This window comes from Pseudoalteromonas sp. A22, from assembly GCF_018141345.1.
GTDB lineage: Bacteria > Pseudomonadota > Gammaproteobacteria > Enterobacterales > Alteromonadaceae > Pseudoalteromonas > Pseudoalteromonas maricaloris.
Window position 1 is genome coordinate 2,628,331 of sequence record NZ_CP047238.1, and the last position, 25,948, is coordinate 2,654,278.

Annotated in this window: 23 protein-coding genes; 3 read left to right on the forward strand and 20 right to left on the reverse strand. The window is 44.3% G+C overall.

Features of this window, described 5'->3' with window-relative positions:
• Positions 1–53: 53 nt before the first annotated feature.
• The 13 genes from lpxA to rpsB form a co-directional block, all read right to left on the reverse strand.
• Entirely contained in the window at positions 54–827 is a 774-nt protein-coding gene (lpxA, locus tag GSF04_RS16595; protein WP_017216085.1) for an acyl-ACP--UDP-N-acetylglucosamine O-acyltransferase, read from the reverse strand.
• A complete protein-coding gene (fabZ, locus tag GSF04_RS16600) occupies positions 827–1,279 on the reverse strand; it encodes a 3-hydroxyacyl-ACP dehydratase FabZ (RefSeq protein WP_010371351.1) in 453 nt (150 codons plus the stop codon). The genes lpxA and fabZ overlap by 1 nt, the downstream gene beginning before the upstream one ends.
• A gap of 10 nt (positions 1,280–1,289) precedes the next feature.
• On the reverse strand, positions 1,290–2,333 hold the full coding sequence (gene lpxD, locus GSF04_RS16605; protein WP_211857950.1) for a UDP-3-O-(3-hydroxymyristoyl)glucosamine N-acyltransferase: 1,044 nt from the start codon (positions 2,331–2,333) through the stop codon (positions 1,290–1,292).
• Positions 2,333–2,851 carry an OmpH family outer membrane protein gene (locus GSF04_RS16610; protein WP_010371344.1) on the reverse strand — a complete coding sequence of 173 codons (519 nt, stop codon included), beginning with the start codon at positions 2,849–2,851 and terminating at the stop codon, positions 2,333–2,335. Before GSF04_RS16610 ends, lpxD begins: the two co-directional genes overlap by 1 nt.
• 11 nt (positions 2,852–2,862) lie before the next feature.
• Complete coding sequence (gene bamA, locus GSF04_RS16615; protein WP_211857952.1) at positions 2,863–5,334, reverse strand: outer membrane protein assembly factor BamA; 2,472 nt, start codon at positions 5,332–5,334, stop codon at positions 2,863–2,865.
• 166 nt (positions 5,335–5,500) lie between these two features.
• Positions 5,501–6,853: a sigma E protease regulator RseP gene (gene rseP, locus GSF04_RS16620; protein WP_211857954.1), complete on the reverse strand. Its 1,353-nt coding sequence runs from the start codon at positions 6,851–6,853 to the stop codon at positions 5,501–5,503.
• Between the two features lie 2 nt (positions 6,854–6,855).
• Positions 6,856–8,046, reverse strand: a complete 1,191-nt coding sequence (ispC, locus tag GSF04_RS16625) for a 1-deoxy-D-xylulose-5-phosphate reductoisomerase (protein WP_130163786.1) — start codon at positions 8,044–8,046, stop codon at positions 6,856–6,858.
• On the reverse strand, positions 8,043–8,909 hold the full coding sequence (locus tag GSF04_RS16630) for a phosphatidate cytidylyltransferase (protein WP_017216091.1): 867 nt from the start codon (positions 8,907–8,909) through the stop codon (positions 8,043–8,045). Before GSF04_RS16630 ends, ispC begins: the two co-directional genes overlap by 4 nt.
• Positions 8,910–8,919: 10 nt before the next feature.
• The gene (locus GSF04_RS16635) at positions 8,920–9,693 is read right to left on the reverse strand and encodes an isoprenyl transferase (protein ID WP_211857956.1); all 774 of its coding nucleotides are present in this window, start codon (positions 9,691–9,693) and stop codon (positions 8,920–8,922) included.
• Between the two features lie 171 nt (positions 9,694–9,864).
• Positions 9,865–10,422, reverse strand: coding sequence for a ribosome recycling factor (gene frr / locus GSF04_RS16640; protein ID WP_010371327.1), 558 nt, complete (start codon positions 10,420–10,422; stop codon positions 9,865–9,867).
• 92 nt (positions 10,423–10,514) lie between these two features.
• Positions 10,515–11,252 carry a UMP kinase gene (gene pyrH / locus GSF04_RS16645; protein WP_010371324.1) on the reverse strand — a complete coding sequence of 246 codons (738 nt, stop codon included), beginning with the start codon at positions 11,250–11,252 and terminating at the stop codon, positions 10,515–10,517.
• Between the two features lie 139 nt (positions 11,253–11,391).
• Positions 11,392–12,243, reverse strand: coding sequence for a translation elongation factor Ts (gene tsf / locus GSF04_RS16650; protein ID WP_010371321.1), 852 nt, complete (start codon positions 12,241–12,243; stop codon positions 11,392–11,394).
• Positions 12,244–12,463: 220 nt separating this feature from the next.
• Entirely contained in the window at positions 12,464–13,192 is a 729-nt protein-coding gene (gene rpsB, locus GSF04_RS16655) for a 30S ribosomal protein S2 (protein ID WP_010371318.1), read from the reverse strand.
• A gap of 279 nt (positions 13,193–13,471) precedes the next feature.
• Between rpsB and map the strand changes: the two genes are divergently transcribed.
• The 3 genes from map (at position 13,472) to dapD (ending at position 17,936) form a co-directional block, all read left to right on the forward strand.
• The gene (map, locus tag GSF04_RS16660) at positions 13,472–14,263 is read left to right on the forward strand and encodes a type I methionyl aminopeptidase (RefSeq protein WP_211857958.1); all 792 of its coding nucleotides are present in this window, start codon (positions 13,472–13,474) and stop codon (positions 14,261–14,263) included.
• Between the two features lie 216 nt (positions 14,264–14,479).
• Positions 14,480–17,098 (forward strand): [protein-PII] uridylyltransferase, encoded by a 2,619-nt coding sequence (glnD, locus tag GSF04_RS16665; RefSeq protein WP_130163785.1) that lies wholly within the window; start codon positions 14,480–14,482, stop codon positions 17,096–17,098.
• Between the two features lie 10 nt (positions 17,099–17,108).
• Entirely contained in the window at positions 17,109–17,936 is an 828-nt protein-coding gene (gene dapD, locus GSF04_RS16670; RefSeq protein ID WP_039497128.1) for a 2,3,4,5-tetrahydropyridine-2,6-dicarboxylate N-succinyltransferase, read from the forward strand.
• 49 nt (positions 17,937–17,985) lie between these two features.
• On the opposite strand, the gene GSF04_RS16675 is transcribed toward dapD, so the two are convergent.
• The 7 genes from GSF04_RS16675 to lepA form a co-directional block, all read right to left on the reverse strand.
• On the reverse strand, positions 17,986–20,040 hold the full coding sequence (locus GSF04_RS16675; RefSeq protein ID WP_211857960.1) for a TonB-dependent receptor: 2,055 nt from the start codon (positions 20,038–20,040) through the stop codon (positions 17,986–17,988).
• A gap of 81 nt (positions 20,041–20,121) precedes the next feature.
• A complete protein-coding gene (gene pdxJ / locus GSF04_RS16680; protein WP_211857962.1) occupies positions 20,122–20,856 on the reverse strand; it encodes a pyridoxine 5'-phosphate synthase in 735 nt (244 codons plus the stop codon).
• Positions 20,857–20,949: 93 nt separating this feature from the next.
• Positions 20,950–21,642: a DNA repair protein RecO gene (gene recO / locus GSF04_RS16685; protein WP_039497123.1), complete on the reverse strand. Its 693-nt coding sequence runs from the start codon at positions 21,640–21,642 to the stop codon at positions 20,950–20,952.
• Positions 21,643–22,542 (reverse strand): GTPase Era, encoded by a 900-nt coding sequence (gene era, locus GSF04_RS16690; RefSeq protein WP_045989845.1) that lies wholly within the window; start codon positions 22,540–22,542, stop codon positions 21,643–21,645.
• Positions 22,532–23,209, reverse strand: coding sequence for a ribonuclease III (gene rnc, locus GSF04_RS16695; protein WP_010371291.1), 678 nt, complete (start codon positions 23,207–23,209; stop codon positions 22,532–22,534). The genes era and rnc overlap by 11 nt, the downstream gene beginning before the upstream one ends.
• Before the next feature lie 2 nt (positions 23,210–23,211).
• Positions 23,212–24,147, reverse strand: a complete 936-nt coding sequence (gene lepB, locus GSF04_RS16700; RefSeq protein ID WP_010371286.1) for a signal peptidase I — start codon at positions 24,145–24,147, stop codon at positions 23,212–23,214.
• Positions 24,148–24,159: 12 nt separating this feature from the next.
• Positions 24,160–25,947 carry a translation elongation factor 4 gene (gene lepA, locus GSF04_RS16705; protein WP_017216097.1) on the reverse strand — a complete coding sequence of 596 codons (1,788 nt, stop codon included), beginning with the start codon at positions 25,945–25,947 and terminating at the stop codon, positions 24,160–24,162.
• Position 25,948 lies beyond the last annotated feature (1 nt).

Sequence of the window (25,948 nt, forward strand, 5' to 3'; positions counted from 1 at the left end):
AAAACGCCATACAAAATGTATGGCGTAAGTATAACCTGTATTGCGGTTCAAGTTTAGCGGATCAAACCACGATTAGAAGTCGCAATAAAATCAATCATTTGCTGAACTGCTGCGAACTCAGAAGCATCTTCTTTTAGCGCTTCTAACGCATCTTCTAAACGCAGCCCCTTACGGAACAACGTTTTGTATGCACGTCTTGTTGCCATGATTTCATCAGACTCAAAGCCGCGACGCTTTAAACCTTCAGTATTAATTGCAACGGGTCTCGCTGGCGTGCCGGTCGTTGTAACAAAAGGCGGCACGTCTTGGTTCACACCCGAGTACATACCAATAAAGGCATGTGAACCCACTTTACAAAATTGATGTACACCTGAATTACCCGCAAGGATAACCCAGTCACCAATATGTACATGTCCGGCTACACTTGCATTGTTAGCGAAAATCACATTGCTGCCAATGACTGCGTCGTGTGCCACATGGGTGTAAGCCATAAATAGGTTGTTGCTACCAATTCGAGTGATCCCTTCGTCTTGAATTGTGCCACGATGGATAGTCGCACACTCACGAATAACGTTGTTATCACCAATAATTAGCTTGGTTGGTTCATCCTTGTACTTTTTATCTTGGCAGGCTTCCCCTACTGACGCGAATTGGAAAATGTGATTGCCTGAACCAATCTCAGAAGGGCCTTTGATCACAACATGTGATTCAATCTTACAGTTATCACCAATGACTACGTCATTGCCAATATAACTATAAGGGCCTACAGAAACATTCTCGCCTAGACGCGCGCCTGATTCGATAATTGCGGTAGGATGAATAGCCATTAAAACTCTCTTCTAGCACACATAATTTCAGCTGAACACACAGTTTTGCCTTCTACTTTAGCTTCAGCACTGAATTTCCAGATGTTACGGCGTTCTTTTTCGAACTTAACGTGCAAATGCATCGTGTCACCCGGTAAAACAGGTTGTTTGAAACGTGCATTATCAATCGCCGCAAATAAGTATAGTTCATTCTCGCTGCGATTCTCGACCGTTTTAAAACCAAGTAAACCGGTTGCCTGAGCCATCGCTTCTAGGATCAACACACCTGGGAAAATAGGTTGCTCAGGGAAGTGACCCGTGAAAATAGGCTCATTAATCGTCACGTTTTTAATCGCGTGAAGATATTCACCAGGCTTAAAATCTACCACTTTGTCAACAAGCAACATTGGGTAGCGGTGCGGAAGAAGTTTTAAAATCTCTTGGATATCAAAGCTGTTTAATTCGTTAGCCAAAATAGCTTCCTTATTCTACATCAGTATCTTTAAGCTGTGCTGTCAGCAGCTCAAGTGCCTTCAGGCGCGACTTAAAGTCAGATAAATTGCGTAAGTGTGCAATAGACTTACGCCACTCTTTATTCGTTTGGTGAGGTAAACCAGAAGAATAGATCCCTGGCTCAGTAATTCCTTTAGTAACCATACTCATACCAGTAATGACAACCCCATCACAAATTTCGTTGTGACCATTGATTGCTGTCATGCCGCCAATTTGGCAGTACTTGCCGATTTTAACACTGCCCGCCAGTACCGTGCAGCCTGCGATGGCTGTACCGTAACCAACCTCGACGTTATGGGCAATTTGGATCTGGTTATCTAAAATGACGTTGCTATGAATAATGGTGTCTTCTAGCGCACCTCTATCAATAGAAGTACTCGCGCCAACTTCGACACGGTCGCCAATAATTACGGTGCCAACTTGAGGGATTTTAACCCACTCGCCTTTCTCGTTGGCGTAGCCAAAACCATCACTTCCTATTACGGCACCAGACTGGAATAGACATTGTTCGCCTATCTGTACTTCATGATAGACGGTTACGTTTGCCCAGAGTTTAGTCTTTGCGCCTATTTTGGCATGTTTTCCAATGAAACAGCCTGGCCCTATCTCAACATCATCACCAATCACAGCGCCATCTTCAATTACAGCATTCGCACCCACACTGACGTTTGCACCCAGTGTTGCGGTATCAGAGATAACTGCTGTACGATGAACTCCTGATGCTGCACTAGGTGTTGAGTCTAGCTTCTGTGCAAGTTTTGCATAGGCTACATAAGGATCTGCGATAATGAGTTTATTACCCGCAAAATAATCCGCGTCTTTTTCACTCAAGATCACGACCCCCGCAGTCGTGCTTTCAAGCTGACCACGGTATTTGCTGTTGGCTAAAAACGCGATTTGGTCGTCTTTTGCCTGTGCGAGAGTGGCGATATTTCGAATTGATTTATCGCCATCACCTTGCAGCTGAGCACCTAGATACTCAGCAAGTTGAGATAAGGTGTGAAGTTTTGTCATTACTTATTGCTAACCGCTTTTACCACTTCTTCAGAAAGGTCGGCTACTTTATCAGGGTTGAAGTAAATTGTCGTATCTTTTACTTTAACTTCGTCAAACTTACCTTTTTTAGCAACAGACTCAATCGCATCTACGATTAGTTTTTGTACTTTAGCAAGCTCTTGGTTTTGACGAACTTTAATTTCTTGCTCTAGTGGACGACCTTTTTCAGCAAGTGTCTTTTGCATGCCTTGGATCTTTTCACGAAGCGCTTCTTTTTGCTCTTCACTCATTGTCGTTGCTTCGCGCTTAAATTTTTCAGCTTCGAAACGAATGTCACCTTGAATTTTTTCAAGTTCTTGACGACGCTCAGCGAACTCAGCTTGTAGTGTCTGTTCAATTTTCGCCATTTGTGGAATTTGCTTATACACTTCCTGCATGTCTACGATGCCTACTTTGTGTGCAAATGCGCTACCTGAAGCACCCATCATTAGTGCTGCTGTCATGGCTAGTGTTGATGATTTAATAAATTTTTTCACAATAAAACTCCTTAGAATGTATTACTGATATTGAAGCTGATCGTCTTCGTATCGTCTTCTTCTTCTTTTTTGAGTGGGTAAGCGAAACTGATCAACATAGGTCCCATAGGCGAGATCCACTGAATCGATAAACCCGTTGATACTCTGAACCTTGATGGATCAGAGAAATCAGAAAGTAGATTGTATTGATCTTCTGGCAAGTTGTTATAACGGTCTACATCAAACTCAGTATCCCAAACGTTTGCCGCATCGACGAAGAAGCTCGTTCTTACTGAACTCGTGTTTTCTTCGTCTAGGAATGGCGTTGGTACGATAAGCTCAAGACCTGCTAGTGCTTTTGCGTTACCACCGATACGACCACCTAGATTTAGCGTATCAAATTGCTGATCGCCGCCAATACAGCTACCTGCTGTACCATCTGGTTTAGGTGTGCCCGGAATACACTTAGGCGCACGCTGTACCGCTCGAGGTAGAATCGTGTTTCGGTCAAAACCACGTAGTTCTTGCTCTGAAATACGGAAGAACTCTTGGAATGGCAACACTTGCTCAAAGCCATTGGTCTCACCATAACCATTACCATAGCCTAAACCCGCTCTCGCTGAGAATACCCAACGATGGTCATTACTGATTGGCCAGTAAAAACGTGAATCGTAATTGATCTTGAAGAAATTAAGATCTGAGTTTGGTGTAGTAATACTTAAGTTCAAGCTTTGACGAGAACCTGCAGTTGGGAACATACCACGGTTTACCGTTACACGTGACCAACCTGCACTTAACTCATATTTAGTAAAGTCATAATCGGCATTTGGATCGCTTTCGTTTAAGAAGCTCTCACGAAGTACTCGTGTTTGCTCAAAGTCCGAAATTTGCGAAAGGCTTTCTTCAATCCAACGAATACCAAAGTTAACACGGTTAATCGCATTAATTGGGAAACCAAAGTTAGTACCGAGACCATAGCTGGTCGATTTATAATCTACGATACCAAACTCACTCGCATCGAACTTACTGTAGAAGATACTGCTGCCTTGCGACACACCGTCAGGCGTGAAGTAAGGGTCAGTGTAGGACACACTATAACGTTCTGAACCACGCGAAGTGTTGATATTGAAAGCAACTTGGTTACCAGATCCTAAGAAGTTAGACTCACTGACACCAATGTTAAACTGAAGGCCCGCATAAGAACCATAAGCAACACCCGCTTGGAAACTACCTGCTGGCTGTTCTTTTACTTTAAAGTCAACATCAACCTGATCTTCAACACCAGGAATTGGCTTGACTTCAAACTCTACCGATTCCATATATGGCAAACGTTGAATTTGAAGCTTTGAACGCTCTAGGTTTTGGTTAGACAACCACGCACCTTCAAGCTGCGTCATTTCACGACGTAACACCTCGTCGGCTGTATTTTGGTTACCATTCACCACAATACGACGTACATATACACGCTTTCCAGGATCAACAGATAGTGTTAATTGTACTTCTTTGTTTTCATCATCGATTTCTGGGACGGTTCGTACTTCTGCATTGGCGTAACCAAAACGCGCCAAATAACTCTTAATGAAATCTTCCGTTGCCGTTACAACTGAGCCGTTGTAAAGCTCACCAGCACGAAGTGGCACTATGCCTTTAATTAAGTCTTCACGACCTAATAAGTCACCAATGAAATCAAACCCTTTAACGGTATATTTTTCACCTTCGGTGATGTTCGCCGTAACATAAACTGATTCACGTTCTGGGCTTACTGAAACCTGCGTTGAATCGATGTTAAAACGTAAATAACCACGGTCTAGGTAAAAACTGCGGATCTTTTCTAAATCGCCTTCAATGGTTTGTTTTTGATAACGGTCATTAGAGAGGAAGCGCCACCAAGGTAAGTCCTGCTGAGATTCAATTAGGTTAAGAAGTTCTTCGTCCGAGAACAGCTCATTACCAACGAGGTTAATTTGACGTACAGAAGCAGCATCACCCTCTTCAAACTTCAGCATCAGCTTCACACGGTTACGTGGCAATTCAACAATGCTCACCTCAACCTTAGCGTTGTATTTACCAATACTGTGGAAGAATTCCGTTAAGCCTTTTTCGATACTATCAAGTACCGTTCTGTCTAACGGCTCACCTTGGCGAATATTTTGCTGTTCTAAACTCTCGTTTAGCTGCTCGTCTTTGATGTCTTTGTTACCATCGAATTCGATTGAGCTGATAGTTGGACGTTCTTTAACCTTAAAAATAATCTGATTACCATCACGGAATACCGCAATGTTGTCAAAGTGGCCAGACTTATACAGCGCCTTGATTGTGCGTGAAATAGTAAACTGATCGACATTGTCACCAACGTTGATCGGAATATGTGTCAATGCAGCACCTAGTGCAACGCGCTGCAGCCCTTCTACTTTTAAATCTTCTACGATAAAGGAGTTTTGCCCTAAGGCAGCAAAACTAGCGCCCAGTAAACTGGTTACTGCAATGTGTTTTTTTATAGGCATTTTATTATCTTTATCCTTTACAACAATTTTGGCGCGATACGCTAAGGCCCATTACATCACAACATTCAAACGTTACAGCTTTTGTATTATGTTATCCGTTGTATGCTTGAACAAAAATGCAAACATTTAAATTGCATATAATGTGCGCTTTTTAGCACCGCACGGCTTAAAGCCGAGAAACATCATTAAATAGTGCAAAAAACGTTAAGGCAAGAAGAAGCGCCGCTCCAATCTTAAACCCAAACTCTTGTGTCTTTTCAGAGACTGGTTTTCTGCGAATTAGTTCAATTAAGTAATACATTAAATGCCCACCATCTAGGACAGGGAGCGGTAATAAGTTAAAAACTCCTAAATTCACGCTGATAAGCGCTAAGAAGCCTAAAAATGCAACTAACCCGTAACTAACACTATTTCCGGCACTAACCGCGATCCCCACAGGCCCGCTTAAGTTTTTTACCGAGACTTGGCCCGTGATTAAGTTGCCGATCATGTCGAAACTTAAGGCAATCAAGTCGTAAGTTTTACGAATGCCAAGCACCATACTATCTAGGATGCCGTATTGTCTAGTTTCAATATAACCATTTGGCCATTTTTCCATCACAGGCACAACGCCCAAATAGCCTTGTACAACACCTTCTGGTGAAGTTTTTGCCTGAGGTGTTATCGTTAGGGTTTGTGGCTGACCATCGCGCAGAATATCAATGCTTATGGCTTGATTTGCAGATTTTTGAACTCGGCTCACCAGCTGTTGCCACGATGCCAATTTGTCACCATTTATCGCAACCAGCGTGTCTTCTACTTGTAAGCCACCTTTGTCGGCAGCTGCACCTTCTTCGATATAACCGAGCTGCAGCGTCAGCGGCGGTCTATATGGTGTAATGCCAACCGAGGTCAGTGGCGCTTCATCTTGCTTTTCCAGTTTCCAATCGCTCAACCGTAGCGTACGGATCGCCAAACTACCTTTTTCATCTTGTACTTTGGCAACCAGAGATGGTTCACCTAAATGCGCCATCAATTCAAACGTGACGTCTTGCCATGAGTGCACTAACTCATCATTCAGTGCAATGATATGGTCACCTGATTGAAATCCAGCATCTGCCGCAATACTGGTTGGTGTCACAGCTCCAACGACGGGTTTTACTGATTGAACCCCTACCATATACATTGCCGCTAACGCGACAATGGCAAACAAAAAGTTTGCAATGGGGCCTGCAGCTACCACAGCGATACGAGAAAGTACTGGCTTATTATTGAAGGCAAGGTGGCGCTCCTGCTCTGGCACATCATCAACGCGTTCATCAAGCATTTTGACATAGCCGCCAAGTGGAATTGCGGCAATAACGTATTCGGTTTGATGTTTGTCATACCACTTGACTAAAGGCTTACCAAAACCAATAGAAAAACGTAAGACCTTAACGCCGGCTTTTCTGGCAACCCAAAAATGGCCATATTCATGAACGGTAACTAAAATCCCTAAAGCAAGAATAAATGAGCCTAAGTGCCAGAAAAATTCAAACATAGTTACCTCAATGTGGCGATAATTTGCTGCGCTCGGTGGCGGGCCGTTCGGTCTGTTTCCATAATAGACTCAACGGATTCTAATACGCTTAGCTCACTTTGCTCAAGCGTTAAGGCATTGACTCGATAGATATCGCAAAACCCTATCTTACCCTCTAAAAATGCCGCAACAGCGATTTCATTTGCAGCATTCACTGTTGTTGTTGCAGCCTGACCACTACGACATGCGTCAATCGCTAATTTGAGGTTGGGATAACGGTTAAAATCTGGTTTGGTAAAAGTGAAATCGACAATCTGAGAAAAATCTAATGGCTCTACACCGGCGTCAATTCTTTCAGGATAGGCAAGCCCATATGCAATCGGCGTTCGCATGTCTGGCTGCCCCATTTGTGCGAGCACCGAGCCGTCGCGATACTGCACCATTGAGTGGATCATACTTTGTGGGTGGATCACCACTTCAATATCGTCAGCCGAGCAGTTAAATAACCACTTCGCTTCAATAAACTCTAGCCCTTTATTCATCATGGTCGCAGAGTCGACAGAGATTTTTCTGCCCATAGACCAATTAGGATGCGCAACCGCTTCTTCCACCGTTACTGAAGCTAAGGTAGCCAATGAACGCTGCAAGAAAGGTCCACCAGAACCGGTTAATAAAATCTTACTAACACCGCTGTGACTTAGGTTTGAAGATTGTCCCGTTTGAATGGTCGTTGGTAGGCACTGGTAAATAGCATTATGTTCACTGTCGATAGGGAGTAAAGTCGCACCATGCGCTTTTACTTTATCCATAAACAGCTGGCCACTCATTACTAACGACTCTTTGTTCGCCAGCAGCACTTTTTTACCCGCCTCGACTGCCGCTAGTGTCGGTAACAACCCTGCTGCACCAACGATTGCGGACATCACGATATCCACATCTACGTGACGAGCCATCTCGGCCATTGCTTCAACGCCATGGAGTACTTCAGTGGTAGTGCCCGCCAAACGTTGAGAAAGTTGCTGAGCTGCGTGCTCAGAGCTCATAACCGCGTATTTAGGCTGATGACGTAAACAAAGCTCAGCCATCTTTTCCGCGTTTTGCCCTGCGACTAAGGCAAATACACGATATTGTTCTTTATTGCGGCTAACGACATCTAAGGTTGATAGTCCAATAGAGCCTGTCGCTCCTAGTACTACCAAGTTTTGCTCGCTCATAGCACAACCGTCCAAGCGTAGCAAAAAGCAAAAATGGGTGCCGCAGCCGTTAAGCTATCAATGCGATCTAGGATACCGCCGTGACCTGGCAAACAACGGCCTGAATCTTTAAGACCTACTTCGCGCTTAAACATACTTTCAAGCAAATCACCAACGGCAGAAAATAGCGCGATAATAATGGTCATTGCAGCGTAAATTGGCCACATATTGAGATCAATTGCGGCGAAGTGACAAAACACTAACACAAAAACAACTGCGGTGATCACGCCACCAACAAGACCTTCAATCGTTTTATTAGGGCTCACTTTAGGCATAAGCTTATGCTTACCTAAATTCTTTCCAGCGAAGTAAGCGCCAATGTCCGCGCTCCACACTATGCCCAATACCACCATGATAAGGACTGAGCCTATGTGCTCGCCATCTTCGTATCCGGCACTACGCATCACGTTTAACGCAAGCCACAGCGGGACTAGCGTCAGTACACCGGCGATGGAGCGCATCATGATCCCTTCATTCCAAGCACGAGCTGCTCGTGGGTATTTCACCACCAAGAAAGTAGCGACCAACCACCACGCAAAAGCGAGCGTAAATACATAATTGGCATCAGCGACTAAGCGCCCTTGCTGCCATAAATCCTGTATCGGCCAATGGGTGTTAAGCAATAGAATTAACACCGCCATAACGCCAACGAAAGTAAAACGCTGACGCTTTTGACATAGGCCCGCAAGCGCCGACCACTCCCATGCACCAAGCAAAACGATTAGTGCGGCAATCGTACTAAACATTGCCAGCGGTGTATAAAACACCAAAAGTAGAGCCAGAGGTGCAAGCACCGCTGACGTTAGAATACGTTGTTTTAACAAATTTGAACCCTTAACTTGTTGCGTCTTTCTCTGCGAGGAGCTGCTTTATCTGCTCTCCTGTGCATCCGAAGCGTCGCTCTCTAGACACGTAACAAGCAATGGCTTCAGAGAATGCTTGCTCGTCAAAATCAGGCCAAAGCGTGTCGGTAAAATAGAGTTCGGCATATGCAGCTTGCCATAGCAAGAAGTTACTGATGCGGAAGTCGCCTCCCGTTCTGATCAGCAAGTCGAGATTCGCTTGATCGGCCATCGTCATCTGCTCTGTCAAGGCATCTTCGGTTATATCACTTGGGTGCAATTCACCTGCTGCAACTTGTTTTGCGAGGTGTTGTGCTGCCTGTGTGATATCCCAACGTCCACCGTAATTTGCTGCAATGTTTAAGTTAAGCCCTGTATTGTCCTGGGTCAATGTTTGAGCTTCATGAACACGCTTTTGGAGGCTGTCAGGAAAACGAGAAAGATCGCCAATAATGGTTAGCTTTACGTTGTTCTTATGTAATTTTTTAACTTCTTTAGACAGCACATAAATAAATAATTCCATTAACGTGCTGACTTCATCTTCTGGTCTACGCCAGTTTTCACTACTAAAGGCAAATAGCGTCAGAGACTCTATACCTAACTTGGAACAGAATTGTACAGCACTACGAACCGAATCTACGCCCTTCTTGTGTCCGAAGGCGCGAGGACGCCTGCGAGCTTGAGCCCAACGACCGTTGCCATCCATTATTATCGCAACATGTTTTGGCAATGATTGCTGCGAAATAACCTCTGCTTCTAAAACCATAATTCCAATTTAAGTGAAAAAAAACGCCGCCTAGTATACCCTAGGCGGCGCTTCAAACCTAATAAATTTGTCAGTGTTCCTAGCCAAAAAAACGCTAACTGCTCAGAAACAAAGCAGAAATTTCTACAATACGTAAACAGTGCGTAAATATAAACGCTAGGATAAAGACATTTAGATTTCCATCAACTCTGCTTCTTTCGCACTTAGTTGAGTATCCATTTCTTTGATGAACTTGTCAGTCAATTTTTGGATATCATCTTCAGCTTGGCGTGCTTCGTCTTCAGAAATTTCTTTGTCTTTTAGCAATGATTTAATATCACCGTTTGCATCACGGCGAATGTTACGTACTGCAACGCGACCACCTTCAACCTCACCACGTACGATCTTGATAAGATCTTTACGACGCTCTTCAGTTAATGGAGGAAGTGGAACACGGATCACAGTACCTGCTGACATTGGGTTTAGGCCCAAGTCAGAAGACATGATTGCTTTTTCTACCGCTTGTGCAAGCGATTTGTCGAATACGCTGATAGCCAGTGTACGAGAGTCTTCCGTCGTTACGTTTGCTACTTGGTTTAACGGTGTATCTGCACCGTAGTAAGAAACAGAAATACCATCTAGTAGCGCAGGGTGTGCACGACCTGTGCGGATTTTAGAAAGCTGGCTTCCAAGTGCAGCCACACTTTTTTTCATGCGCTCTTGAGCGTCTTTTTTAATATCTTCGATCACAATACTTTCCTAGTCTGTTCTTGTTATGCCAGATTATACTCGCAATTTAGAGATTCGCTACTTAACTGCGAGTTGCTGAAATAGTCGTCAGATTATTCTGCTGCTTGAGAAGAGATAAGGGTACCTTCCTCTTCACCCATGATGACATTTTTCAATGCACCCGGTTTATTCATGTTGAATACGCTGATTGGCATATTGTGGTCACGTGCCAATGTAAATGCAGCTAAATCCATCACTTTCAATTCTTTGTCGATAACTTCGTTGTAAGTTAACGTGCGGTACAGCGTAGCATCTGGGTTTTTCACTGGATCGTCACTAAATACCCCTTCAACCTTAGTGGCTTTAATCACGGTATCCGCTTCAATCTCGATACCGCGCAAACATGCTGCTGAGTCCGTGGTAAAGAATGGGTTGCCCGTACCTGCAGAGAAAATAACAACACGGCCAGATTTTAATAGGCTAATTGCTTCCGCCCAATTGTACGCATCACACACACCATTTAGCGGGATAGCAGACATCAAACGTGCGTTTACAAAAGCACGGTGCAGCGCATCACGCATCGCAAGGCCATTCATGACGGTCGCTAGCATGCCCATGTGGTCGCCCACAACTCGGTTCATGCCCGCTTCTGCAAGTGAACCACCACGTAAGAAGTTACCGCCACCGATAACCAAACCCACTTCTACGTCGAGCTCTACTAACTCTTTGATTTCTTGTGCCATACGATCCAATACTTTTGGATCGATACCAAAGCCTTCATCTCCCATTAAAGCTTCACCACTAAGCTTTAAAAGAACGCGTCTAAAAACAGGTTTTTTATTGATAGTCATAATATCCGGGCCAATTAAAAGTGAGGTAAAAAATAACCGCGCTTATGCTAGACATAAATGCGCGGTTATTTTAGAGAATTTTCAGCAATGACGCAAAGCTAATGTCAGCTTTTACGTCATTAGGCATCACAATAAGTGATTACTGGCCTTTTGCTGCAGCGATTTGTGCTGCAACTTCTGCTGCGAAGTCTTCTTCTTTCTTCTCGATACCTTCACCTACTTCTAGGCGAACGAATGAAGAAACAGATGCATTCTTCTCTTTAAGGTAGTCACCCACTGATTTCTTAGGTTCCATGATGAAAGCTTGACCAGTAAGAGAGATCTCACCAGTGAACTTCTTCATACGACCAACAACCATCTTCTCAGCGATTTCAGCTGGCTTACCTTCGTTCATTGCGATTTCAACTTGAACCGCTTTTTCTTTTTCAACTACTTCAGCAGGTACGTCTTCTGGGTTTAGGTAGTCTGGCTTAGAAGCAGCAACGTGCATTGCAACGTGCTTAAGTGTTTCTTCGTCAGCATCACCAGCTACAACAACACCGATACGCTCGCCGTGACGGTAAGCAACTAGCTTGTCACCTTGGATGTAAGAAACACGACGGATGTTCATGTTCTCACCGATTTTAGCTACTAGTGCAACACGAGTCTCTTCAAACTTAGCTTGTAAGTCTTCGATAGTTAGTTGCTCAGCTACAGCTGCGTCAGCAATTTCGTTAGCAAATGCAAGGAAGCTTGCATCTTTTGCTACGAAGTCAGTTTGACAGTTAACTTCTACTAGTGCAGCAAAACCTTCGCCTTGCTTGATGATGATTGTACCTTCAGCAGCGATGTTGCCTGCTTTTTTAGCAGCTTTAGCAGCACCACTTTTACGCATGTTTTCGATTGCTTGATCGATATCACCGCCAGTTTCTGTCAGTGCTTTTTTACAATCCATCATGCCAGCGCCAGTGCGCTCACGAAGTTCTTTTACTAGGGCAGCAGTTACAGCCATTAGAATATCCTCAAATCTGAATTCAGTTCTTGATAAAACCAACCTTAGGTTGGCTGAATATCAAATCAAGTACAGCTCGCCTCAATTTGATAAAAATCCGTTATCTTTCAAGGTCTGCTTGGCAAACAACGGGATAAGCAGTTAATCGCTTATAAAGAATATCAAGTCTTCACCAATAATTTGATGAAGACTTGATGACAGCTAATACCTAATCAGGTAATTACTCAGCTTCAACGAAGTCGTCGTTTTCTGCTTGAGCAACGATGTTGCTTTCACGACCTTCAGTGATAGCAGTCGCTACTGCACCAGTGTATAGCTGGATTGCACGGATAGCGTCGTCGTTACCTGGGATGATGAAATCAACACCATCTGGGTTTGAGTTAGTATCAACAACAGATACTACTGGGATACCTAGGTTGTTAGCTTCACGGATAGCGATGTGCTCGTGGTCAGCGTCGATAACGAAGATAGCGTCTGGAAGACCGCCCATATCTTTGATACCGCCAAGGCCTTTTTCAAGCTTTTGCATTTCACGAGTAAGCATTAGCGCTTCTTTCTTAGTAAGCTTCTCGAAAGTACCGTCTTGGCTTTGAGTCTCAAGCTCTTTAAGACGCTTGATTGATTGACGAACTGTTTTCCAGTTAGTCAACATACCACCTAACCAACGGTGATTTACGTAGAACTGCTCACTTTGGATAGCCGCTTCTTTAACTGCTTCGCTTGCAGCGCGCTTAGTACCTACGAAAAGGATTTTGCCTTTGTTAGATGCTACGTTCTGTAAGAACTTAAGTGCATCGTTGAACATAGGAACAGTTTTTTCTAGGTTGATGATATGAACGCGGTTACGTGCACCGAAGATGAACGGCTTCATCTTAGGGTTCCAGTAACGTGCTTGGTGACCGAAGTGAACACCAGCTTGAAGCATATCGCGCATTGAAACGTTTGCCATTGTATATTTCCTCTAAAAGTTAGGGTTAGGCCTCCACATATCCCATAGCACCAACACGAAGTTTTTATAACTGCATGCACCCAAGTGTATGTGTCGATATGTGTGTGTGTTAATATTAATAAGTGTGTTGTCTTAACTACAAACATTCAATCTCATCGCGTGAGGAAGAATTATTTGTAAAAAGACGGCGCGCTTTATACCATATATAAAGAATTAACTCAATCTTATGCGTAAAATTTGTGCATAATAAATGTTCATCTAAATTGACTTGGAGTCTAAATGAGTGCTGTGATCAAAACCCCTGAAGAAATCGAAAAAATGCGTGTTGCCGGGCGTTTAGCCGCGGAAGTACTGGAAATGATCGAGCCGTTTGTTAAGCCAGGGGTGACCACCGACGAATTAAACACCATTTGTCACAACTACATTGTTGATGAGCAAGGTGCTGTTCCTGCACCGCTAAATTATCACGGCTTTCCGAAGTCTATTTGTACCTCAGTTAACCACGTTATCTGTCACGGTATCCCAAACGATAAACCGCTAAAAGAGGGCGACATTATCAATATCGACATCACTGTGATCAAAGATGGTTATCATGGTGATACGTCAAAAATGTTTTACGTCGGGACACCAACTATCCAAGGTAAGCGCTTAAGCGAAATCACGCAAGAAAGTCTATACCTTGCGATAAAAATGGTAAAACCGGGCGTGCGTTTGGGTGATATTGGCGCTGCAATTCAAAAGTATGCAGAAGGCTTTAACTACTCTATCGTGCGTGAATATTGTGGTCACGGCATTGGTAAAGAATTCCATGAAGAGCCACAAGTAATGCACTACGGCAAACCAGGTACTGGCGAAGTGCTTAAAGCTGGTATGTGTTTGACTATCGAGCCTATGGTTAACGCGGGTAAGCGCCAATGTAAGCTACTAAAAGATGAGTGGACTGTCGTTACCAAAGACCGTAGTCTTTCGGCGCAGTGGGAACACACGCTGCTTGTCACAGATAATGGCGTTGAGATCTTAACGCTACGCAATGACGAGACGATAGACCGCGTTATTACGCATTCAGCTTAATTGCAAAAACCATTTATCAAAGCCAGCCAGATTGCTGGCTTTTTTATTGCACAACTCACGCTACAGCGGTTACAACCCCTTTGTGTTTAGATATCAGTTACACGCGATGCTAGTTGCCCAATCCTTGACCCTTCACCTCCCCGTCACTCGCAATTCTTATTTATTTAGTGTAAAACAGGACTCTACTGTTTTTGCGCGCATGACACAGGATCCTAAGTGGCATTACCGAACAAAGTGAAGACGCTTCTTGACGAAGCACAAGAACTTACCGATTACCGTGATTGTCTTGCTTTTTTCTACAAATGGTTAAGCAATCAATTTGCCAAGCAACCCGTTAGAAATCTAATTAATTCTCGAGCCGAATTTATCGACCGCTTGTTGATTAAACTGTTTAATGAAACCGGACTGGCGCACCAACCAGACTTGTCGTTAATCGCCATTGGTGGTTATGGCCGTGGTGAGTTACACCCGTTCTCTGATATCGATTTTTTGGTGCTAACCAAATCCGTTCCCTGTGAAGAAGTGACCAGCTGTTTAGAGCGTTTTGTCACTTATTTATGGGATTTAGGTCTAGATATTGGTCATAGCGTAAGAACCCATGAACAAGTCCTAGAACAAAAACAAAATGACGTTCACTTTGCCACAAGCCTGCTGGAAAGCCGCCTCATTTGTGGTAACCATATTGAGTATGAACACCTCAAACGACATATCGTTGAAACCCCAATTTGGCAATCTAGTGACTTTTTTATCGCCAAGGTCAATGAGCAGAATATTCGCCATAAAAAATGCCATGGTACCGCCTATAACCTTGAGCCTAATATTAAAGAAAACCCCGGTGGCCTGCGCGACCTGCAAACCATTTTTTGGGTCGCTAAAAAGCACTTCCGCGCTGAAACTTTGGAAGAGTTAATCAATCACGGTTATTTGACCCATGAAGAATATCAAGAACTATTAGAGTGCATCGAAAACCTGTGGAACATTCGCTTTGCGCTACATTTGGCCGCGGGTCGCAGTGAGAACCGCTTATTGTTTGACCATCAACCACATGCCGCAGAGCTCCTCGGTTTTGGCTCTGAAGGTAAAGCTTCGGTTGAGCGTATGATGAAACGCTTATTTAGGATCATGAGCCGAGTGCGCGAAATGAACCAGATGCTGCTCTCCTACTTCGAACAAAGTATTCTTCCCGAGCAGTTAGAACAAGAAGCCGTGCCACTCGACAGAAACTTTGAGCGTATTGGCAATAAAATTCGCGTTAAGAACCCCTCTGTCTTTTTCCGTCGAGAGAATTTGTTTGTCCTCTTTGAACATATTGCAGACAACCCTAAAATTAATCAGATTGACCCAAGTACCATACGTACTATGCGCCAAGTCAGACGCCGTTTATTAGGCGATCTGCAAGATTACGCAGGCTGTCGTGATGCTTTTCTAAGGTTATTGAAACACCCTAATGGCATGGGACGAGCGTTTACTCTGATGCACAAACACGGGATCATCGCTGCCTATTTACCGCAGTGGCGTAATATTTTTGGTCAAATGCAGTTCGATCTGTTTCACGCCTACACGGTAGATGAGCATACCCATAAACTCATCAATAACATCTACCGCTATTTCGATAAAGAGCATATTAGTGAATTCCCGATTTGTTCTGAGATTGTTGCCCGCATGGACAAACCAGAGCTACTCTACTTAGCTGGGATCTTTCACGATATTGCCAAAGGTCGAGGTGGCGACCATTCCGAGCTTGGTGCCGTTGACGCCATGGCATTTACCAAAATGCACGGCTTTACCGCTTCCGACGCTAAATTAGTAGCTTGGCTGGTGCAAAATCACCTCCTGATGTCTGTCACAGCCCAGCGTAAAGATATTAACGATCCAGATGTTATTGCTGAATTTGCACAAAAAGTGAAAAACGAACGTCAGCTAGATTATCTCTATTGCTTAACGGTTGCCGACATTCGTGCCACCAACGACAACCTCTGGAATGACTGGAAAAACACCCTCTTACGCGAACTGTATTTGCATACTCAACGGGCATTGCGCTTGGGTCTTGAGAACCCAATGGATATGCGCGATCAGATCCGTGATAAGAAACGCCAAGCCAAGCAACGGCTGATTAATTTGGGCTACTTCGAAGAGTACATTGACCTTATTTGGTCACGCTTTAAGGCCAATTATTTTACTGCCTTTAGTGAACAGCAGATCTCTTGGCATACTGAACACTTATTACAGTCTGATGATTTAAGTCAGCCAAGCGTGATCGTCTCTGACAAGCCCATGCATGGCGGAACACAAGTATTCGTATACAGTCCTTATGAATCTGCGTTATTCGCCAAACTGGTCAGTGTAATTGGTTCTAAAAAAGCACAGATCCAGCATGCTCAGGTCATGACCACTAAAGATGGCTATGTTGTCTTTAGTTTTGTTATCCTAGAAGTGAATGGCGACCCACTCAGCACCGGCCGTGCAGCGGGGATCAGAAAAGGCTTGGAAACTTTACTAAAAGATCCAAAAAGAAAGATCCGGGTTAAGAAAAACCGCTCACAAAAGTTTAAAGACTTTAATATCAAACCGAAAATTATACTGCGCCCGCACGCACGCGACGATCGCAGCCTAATTGAAATTCAGGCCATTGATATTCCGGGATTACTGACTAAAATTGCTGAGGTATTTCAGGCCTATTCACTACATATTCATGCCGCGCGCATTACAACCGTCGGCGAACGCGCAGAAGACTTTTTCGTCGTCTCAAACAAAGATTACAAGGCTCTAGATGAAGTACAAAAAGCTGAGCTTCATCGCGCCCTACTCAAAAAATTAAATGCTGAAACAGATTAACGAGGAATTTATGTCTGATTTAAAAACGACTATTGAAACCGCGTGGGAAAACCGCGATACCATCACTCCAACCACGGTATCAGACGAAGTAAAACAAGCGATTGTCAACGCATTGGAAATGCTAGATTCAGGTGCAGCGCGTGTTGCTGAAAAAATTAGTGGTGAGTGGGTTGTACATCAATGGTTGAAAAAGGCGGTACTCCTGTCTTTTAGAATTCGTGACAACCAACCAATGAGCGATGGCGTTAACCAGTTTTACGACAAAGTACCATTAAAATTCTCAGACTATACGCCAGAGCAGTTCCAACAAGGTGGTATGCGTGTAGTACCAAACGCGGTAGCGCGTCAAGGCAGTTTTGTCGGTAAGAACGTGGTACTTATGCCATCTTACGTTAATATTGGTGCATATGTTGATGAAGGCACTATGGTAGACACTTGGGCAACTGTAGGCTCGTGTGCACAGATCGGTAAAAACGTACACCTATCTGGCGGTGTGGGCATTGGTGGCGTATTAGAGCCGTTACAAGCCAATCCAACGATTATTGAAGATAACTGTTTCATCGGCGCACGTTCTGAGATCGTCGAAGGTGTGATTGTTGAAGAAGGCGCGGTTATCTCCATGGGTGTCTATATTTCACAAAGTACTCGTATTTACGACCGTGAAACAGGCGAAACCCATTATGGTCGCGTACCAGCTGGTGCGGTGGTAGTACCAGGATCGCTACCAAGCAAAGATGGCTCTCATAGCCTATACGCAGCAATTATTGTGAAAAAGGTAGATCAGCAAACCCGCGAAAAAGTTGGGATCAATGCACTACTTCGCTCACTAGACGACTAAATATCACGATAGTTTCACAAAGGGAGCTTTCTGCTCCCTTATTCATGTATTACCAGCGGTAGTCCAGTGAAACCAGAATGTTTCTTGGTCTTCCAGGAAAGTACCTTTCACCACTAAATGAAGTATAATCGGCACGCTCAGCATAATGTTCGTCGGTTAGATTTTTCACTCTCACTGTCAACGCCAAATGCGGATTTACCTGCCACTTTCCTCGTAAACTCAGTAAATCGTGACCAGAATAACGATGAAGATTTTCGGGGTCAGTAAAATACTCTCCTACATGATGCCAAGCTAAAGACCAACTGAGGTTATCCAGTGCTTGCCAGTGTAATTGGGCGTTAATGACGTTCCTTGGTGCTGAATCTAGATCGTTGCCGTTAATATTGATGCCACCAAGAATATTATCATGTTCATAGGTATGCTTAGCACGCGTTGCGGCGAGATCTAGTTGCCAATGTGCTGTGAATGAATAACTCAGCTCCAACTCCACACCTCGGTGTCTTGAGCGACCATCGTTGATATAGAAAAAGTCACTATCTCGGAAGATTAAATTTTCTTTTTCCATGTCATAAATCGCGACCTGATAGCCAAGACTATCTGCACTCCCTTTTAGGCCAAGCTCGATATTGTCCGCCTTTTCTTCCTCTAGTGATGCTTTTAGCTGCGCTCGCTGCAATTGGTAAAGCTCAGCAGTTTGTGGTGCGCGATAGCCTTGAGACACGTTAGCATAGGCAATATGCCGCTCAGTAAACGCATAGCTTAGGCCAAATTTTGGTGAAAAATAAGCAAAGCTATTTTTGCCACTGGCTGGGCGACTATAACGGCATCCTCCCATTGCACACACCGAACCATCTTCTTTGGTACGCCCAGTAGGCAAAAAGTTGCGATAATCGTATTTCATTGACTCAAAACGACCGCCCAGTTCAACTAACCAGTTACCCTGTCGCCAACTGAGATTTGCAAAAGGCGCGAGTTGCCTTGCATCTACCTCATAGTCGTAGTGTTTTCCTGTGGGAATAGTCGAGCGTAAAAATGCAGAGCCTTCTGTCGGCGTAGGCTGATACTGCAACATCTCGCCTTGGGTATATTCTGCATCCATTCCCCAATCTAGTTGTATTGAGTCACTTAACTCAGTGTGTATAAGCGTTTGCAGCCCCACACCAGTTTGACCATTTTCTTCAAACGGCTTACCCGGCAAGAAATGCTTAACAAACTCCATCTCTTGCCAGCGTACATAAGGTTTTATCAGCACGGTGTTGCTATCATCAAAGTGCCCGGTTATTTCCGTCCAAGCTCTAAATGACTCAGCCTTTCTAAATGCTTCAGGGTTTTCGCTTTGCTTTGCCAATTGCTTATTTTTATAGCTGTCCACTCCTGTTATATAACCCGCAGTTTGCTGATCTAAGTGGGTGTATGTCATCCCAGATACGATACCAATCTTCTCGCCTTCATATTGATGTTTGACGCTCAACTTTTGTTGCTCGACGCTTTCGTCGTCACGATAACCCGTATCTTTTGTAAGGGTTAACGCTGCGCCCAAGCCAAGGGCTTTATCGCCAGCTTGTATCCGAGTTCGGCTATAACCATAGGAGCCGATATCTAATGCTACCCTAGGTGTCTTTTGAATGCTGTTTGAAGTGATCACATTAACCACTCCGTGCACCGCATTGGAGCCATACAGCACGCTATTTGGCCCTTTTAGCACTTCAACACGCTCTGCCGCTTCAAAGTGCGATTCAAAGAGTTCATTAATATTACAAAAACCTGCGGCTCTGAGTGCAATACCATCTTCAGCCATTAAAATGCCACCACATGCGCCTGCACCAGATAGCACTGGTGAGCGCAATGCAGGTAGATACTCTTGACCATTACCATGTTGTATATTTGCGCCAGCAACGAGCCTCAACGCCTTTTCGATATGTGTGACGCCTATATCATCTAATTGAGCTTCTGTGAGCAAAGAGAGGCTTACAGGGCGCTCTCCTGCGGTCTCAGCCAACCTAGATGCCGTAGTAGTGATGATTTCAAATTCGTTGTTCTCTGTCGCTTCGCTAAATTGTGATGCAAGGGCACAACTTGCAAAGACCAACACCATTTTTTTCATTTTGATACCAATTGTATTAACTCAATTACAAGGCAAAAAGAAAGGGCTGCACAGCCCTTTCTTTTTCTTTACCACTAAGCGTTATGCTTGTCTCGCCTCTAACATCAAACGCTTCATATCTCGCACTGCCTTTTCCAGTCCATCAATTGCTGCTCGAGCAACAATGGCATGACCAATGTTAAGTTCGTAGATTTCTGGCATTTGTGCAATCGGTTTAACGTTATGGTAATGCAAACCATGGCCAGCATTGACGATAAGACCTAGGCCATGAGCATACTGAACGCCCTCACGAATGCGCTCAAGCTCGGCGCTCATTTCGGTGTCGTTCTCAGCATCAGCATAAGCACCGGTGTGGATCTCAATGTAAGGGGCACCGGTTTGCTTTGCAGCATCTAGCTGCTTTTTATCCGCGTCGATGAACAAGCTTACTTTGATACCTGAATCAGCTAGGCGCTGAGTTGCCGCTGTGATCCTATCTAGATTACCCGCAACGTCTAAGCCACCTTCCGTGGTTAACTCTTCGCGTTTTTCTGGCACTAGGCAAACATATTCAGGTTTTACTTCGCAAGCGATGTCGAGCATTTCGTCAGTTACTGCGATTTCTAAATTCATACGTGTTTGGATGGTTTTTGCCATCACATAAACATCACGATCTTGAATATGGCGACGGTCTTCACGCAAGTGAATAGTAATGCCGTCGGCACCTGCGTGCTCAGCTACTGCAGCTGCATGTGCAGGATCAGGATAGCTAGTGCCACGCGCCTGACGAAGCGTTGCAATATGGTCTACGTTGACGCCGAGTAAAATATCTTTCATCGTTTATCCCTTGATAATATGACGTAGCAAGTGGATCACCCACTTATTACCGCAATACCAATTTACCGATTTATACTTTTGATTAAATTGGTATTATTTCTTTGAAATAAATAGTTCTCTACTTTTCAGCCCTTGCTTACCAACCAGCGGTGCCATTAATTTTCGTGTTAATAGCTTAGCCGCCCTTCTCACGGCAAGGTCTTGGAAATCTTGATTGGCAATGGCCAATAACATACTGCCCGGTATCGTATCAGGTTCACGACCGACTGCAATAAAACCGTACTCAGATACGTACTTATACGCGGCTTTTGGCCGCACTGGATTACCTTCTGCGTCAAATTCCAGTTCCACCCCGAAACCAAGCTCACCTAACAATTGCAATTCAAAGCTGCGTAAGATAGGTTCCACATCTTCATCTTGGGCCAAACGCATTAAATGTAGCTGATAGAGCGAAAAGATCTGCTCTAGCGGTTCGTTCGTTGGTACCACGCGTTGCGTTAGCTCATTGAGATACAAGCCGCAATATAACTGCCGCCCAACGAGTTGGATTTGATTGTCTGTGGGTTCAAAACGGTTTACGTATTTAAAATCGTATCTTCCTGCATATTGCAGTAAAAGTAATGAAAATGGCCGCAACTGGGCATTATGTTTGAGGGATTGCTTGCCCTTTACTCGGGCAAGCATTTTGAGTTGTCCAACGCCTTCGACCAGCACGTCAAGCAGTACCTGAGAATCGCTGTAAGGTCTGCGATGTAACAGATAGGCCTGTCGAAAGTCGCTATCCAATCAGTCTTCTCCGTACCCTAAGCTACGAAGAGCACGTTCGTCGTCTGCCCAACCAGATTTCACTTTAACCCAGCATTCGAGATAGACTTTGTTGTCTAGCATGTTTTCAAGATCTTTACGCGCTTCGCGACCGATAACTTTGAGCTTTTCGCCTTTGTTGCCGATCACCATGCGTTTTTGCGATTCGCGCTCAACAAGGATCAACGCGTTTATCTGCCAAACACCGTTGTCTTGCCACTTAAACTGTTCGATCTCAACCGTCACCGAGTACGGTAGCTCATCGCCCATAAAGCGCATCAGTTTTTCACGCACGATCTCTGCCGCCATAAAACGCATTGAGCGATCGGTAACGTAATCTTCAGGGAAATAGAATTCACATGCAGGTAAACGCTTGTGCACTTCTTCTCTGATCATATCAACGTTCTTACCTTGCTTCGCAGAGATAGGTACGATCCCGATAAAATCACCCTGTTCACTCAACCACTGAATATGTGGCATCAACAAGTCTTTATCTTTTACCTGATCAGTTTTATTCATCACCACCAAGATAGGACGACCGCTGTCTTTAACTTTGGTCAGTACCATTTCGTCATCAGGCGTCCAATGCGTCCCTTCAACGACAAAAATAACCAGTTCAACATCGCCGATTGAGCTTGACGCTGCTCGGTTCATTAAGCGGTTAATTGCACGCTTTTCTTCAATATGAAGTCCTGGCGTATCAACATACACCGCCTGATAGTTACCCTCTGTATGGATCCCCATGATGCGGTGACGAGTAGTTTGTGGCTTACGCGAGGTAATACTTACCTTTTGCTCAACCAATTTATTTAATAGTGTCGATTTACCTACGTTAGGCCTACCGACAATGGCAATCATGCCGCAATGTGTATCAAGCGTCATTCTTTAATATCTTAAGCGCTTTTTCGGCAGCTTTTTGCTCAGCTTTACGTCGCGAGCTGCCTACTGAAATTATACTTTCCATCCCTTCCACTATACATTCGACCGTGAATGTTTGGTTGTGAGCTTGCCCTTTGGTATCTATTACAGTGTAGCCCGGTAAAGGTAATTTTCGAGCTTGTAGATACTCCTGCAGCAGCGTCTTCGGGTCTTTTTGGTTATGACCAGGTGAAATCGCAGTTAAGCGCGATTCGTACCAACTTAGTACCAAATCTCTACACACATCGATGTCAGAGTCTAAGAAAACGGCACCAATAATGGCTTCTACTGCATCTGCGAGCGTTGACTCACGGCGAAACCCGCCGCTCTTCAGCTCACCTGGACCTAGGCGCAGATAATCACCTAGCGCGAATTCCACACCGAATTCCGCCAGCGTTTGACCACGCACTAACGTTGAGCGCATGCGGCTTAAATCACCTTCACGCGCTTTTGGAAACTTGTGATACAAAGCATTTGCAATCACAAAGCTTAAAATAGAGTCACCCAAAAATTCGAGACGCTCGTTGTGCTGGCCTTTGTGACTGCGATGCGTCAAAGCCTGCTCAAGCAGCGCCTTATCAGAGAAGTTGTACCCTATTTTATTATAAAGTTCTTCTACGTTTCTTTTCATTTTTACTGAATACTACCTAGGCGTTCAAAACGAACACCAGTTGGAACCCACCCTGGCAAAATGCTGTCTGGGCCATTATCAAAATCAAAACTTAACCAAATAAATACCGCTCTTCCAACCAAGTTTTCATCAGGTACAAAACCCCACATACGACTGTCTTGGCTGTTATTACGGTTATCACCCATCGCAAAATAACTTCCCTCTGGTACTACCCACTCATCGCGGCGAGTACCTGGTTGTTGATAGTAGCGATCTGTTAACTCTAACACTTCAGGATTAATTAAAATATCATGTTCTACGTTTGGCAAATGCTCGGTTAGACGCACTAACTGCATTGGGCCTTGCGTAAACTCGTCACGATTAACAATATCTACATCAATCTTGTTATATTCGCCACACGTCAACCCGTTTGCTTCGCTCTGCCCGTCTTCACACTTAGGTTTAATGTAAAGCTGACGATTGCGATAAACAATATGGTCGCCCGGTAAACCAACAATACGTTTGATGAAATCAATACGCTCGTCTAGCGGAAACTTGAACACCGCAATATCACCGCGCTCAGGTGTACCCGTTTCAACGATTTTGCTACGCCACACAGGGTCTTTAATCCCGTAAGCATATTTTTCCACTAGAATAAAATCGCCATCCAATAAGGTTGGCATCATTGAGCCTGATGGAATTTGAAACGGTTCAAAAATAAACGAGCGGAAAATCGTGATCGCGGCAATCATAGGAAAAATTGATTTCGCGTTTTCAACAATGGCAGGTTCAGGTGCGATTTCCGCAATGATGTCGGCATCCAACTGAGTGTCAGACGCACCTTGCGCAATAGCAAGCCTAGCTTGTCTTTTTGGTGCATACACCAAATGATCGATCAACCAAATAAGGCCTGAACCGACCGTGAGTAGCACCAATAAAATTGAAAAATAACCTGCCATTTGTATTTCCTGTTACTTACCTACTTTCAATATTGCTAAGAATGCGTCTTGTGGCACTTCAACGTTACCAAGTTGCTTCATACGCTTCTTACCTTCTTTTTGCTTTTGCAGTAGCTTTTTCTTACGGCTCACGTCACCACCATAACATTTTGCGATTACGTTTTTACGTAACTGCTTAACTGTACTACGCGCAATGACGTGATTACCAATTGCAGCTTGAATAGCAATATCAAACATTTGGCGAGGGATCAATTCTCTCAGCGCTTCAGCTAACTGACGGCCACGCGTTTGTGAACCATCGCGGTGAACAATTATTGCAAGCGCATCAACGCGGTCGCCATTGATCAGAATATCCACACGCACCATGTCTGATGCTTCAAAACGCTTGAAGTTGTAATCGAGTGATGCAAAACCACGGCTGGTAGACTTCAACTTATCAAAGAAGTCCATTACCACTTCCGACATCGGCAGTTCATAGGTTAACGCAACTTGCTTACCGTGATAGGTCATCTTGGTCTGCATACCACGCTTTTCAACACACAGCGTGATCACGTTTCCTAAATATTCTTGCGGAACGAGAATATTTGCTTCAACGATTGGTTCACGAATTTCAATAATGTCGTTTACTGGCGGTAAATCCGATGGATTATCGATTTTCACCACACCGTGCTTAGTTTCTACTTCATAGATTACCGTTGGTGCCGTGGTGATCAGATCCATGTCGTATTCACGTTCAAGGCGCTCTTGAATAATTTCCATGTGGAGCATACCAAGGAAGCCACAACGGAAACCAAAGCCTAGTGCTGTTGAGTTTTCAGGCTCGAAGAATAGTGATGCATCGTTGAGGCTCAATTTATTAAGCGCATCGCGGAAATTTTCGTAGTCATCAGATGAAATTGGGAACATTCCCGCGTATACCTGAGGCTTCACCTTTTGGAAACCAGGCAAACGGTCTGTTGCAGAATCACGAGCCATGGTAATGGTATCACCAACTGGTGCACCATGGATGTCTTTGATACCTGCGATAACAAAACCTACTTCACCCGTTCTCAACACCCCGGTATTAGTCTGCTTCGGTGTAAAGATACCAACCTTATCTACTTGGTGAGCTTGCTCTGTAGACATGATCTTGATCTTCTCGCCCGCTCTTAATTCACCGTTTTTAATACGTACCAATGACACTACGCCTTGGTACGGGTCAAACCATGAATCGATAATCAGTGCCTGTAGTGGCGCATTTGGCTCACCTTCTGGTGGCGGAATATCACGTACGATCACTTCGAGCACTTCATCAATGCCGATCCCCGTTTTCGCACTACAGCGAACCGCTTCTAATGCTTCAATACCAACGATATCTTCAATTTCTTCGGCAACGCGAAGTGGATCAGCCTGTGGTAAGTCAATTTTGTTTAGTACTGGAATAACTTCCAAGTCCATCTCAAGTGCGGTGTAACAGTTCGCTAGAGTTTGTGCTTCTACACCTTGACCCGCGTCAACAACCAATAGCGCACCTTCACAAGCGGCAAGAGAGCGCGACACTTCATAAGTGAAGTCAACGTGTCCCGGTGTGTCGATAAAGTTTAGCTGGTAGGTTTCACCATCTTTTGCTTGATAGTTAAGCGTTACACTCTGTGCTTTGATGGTAATACCGCGCTCACGTTCGATGTCCATCGAATCCAGTACCTGCTGCTGCATTTCGCGGTCTGTTAAACCTCCACAAACTTGGATTAAGCGGTCTGATAGCGTCGATTTTCCATGGTCAATGTGGGCAATAATAGAAAAGTTACGGATATGCTTCATA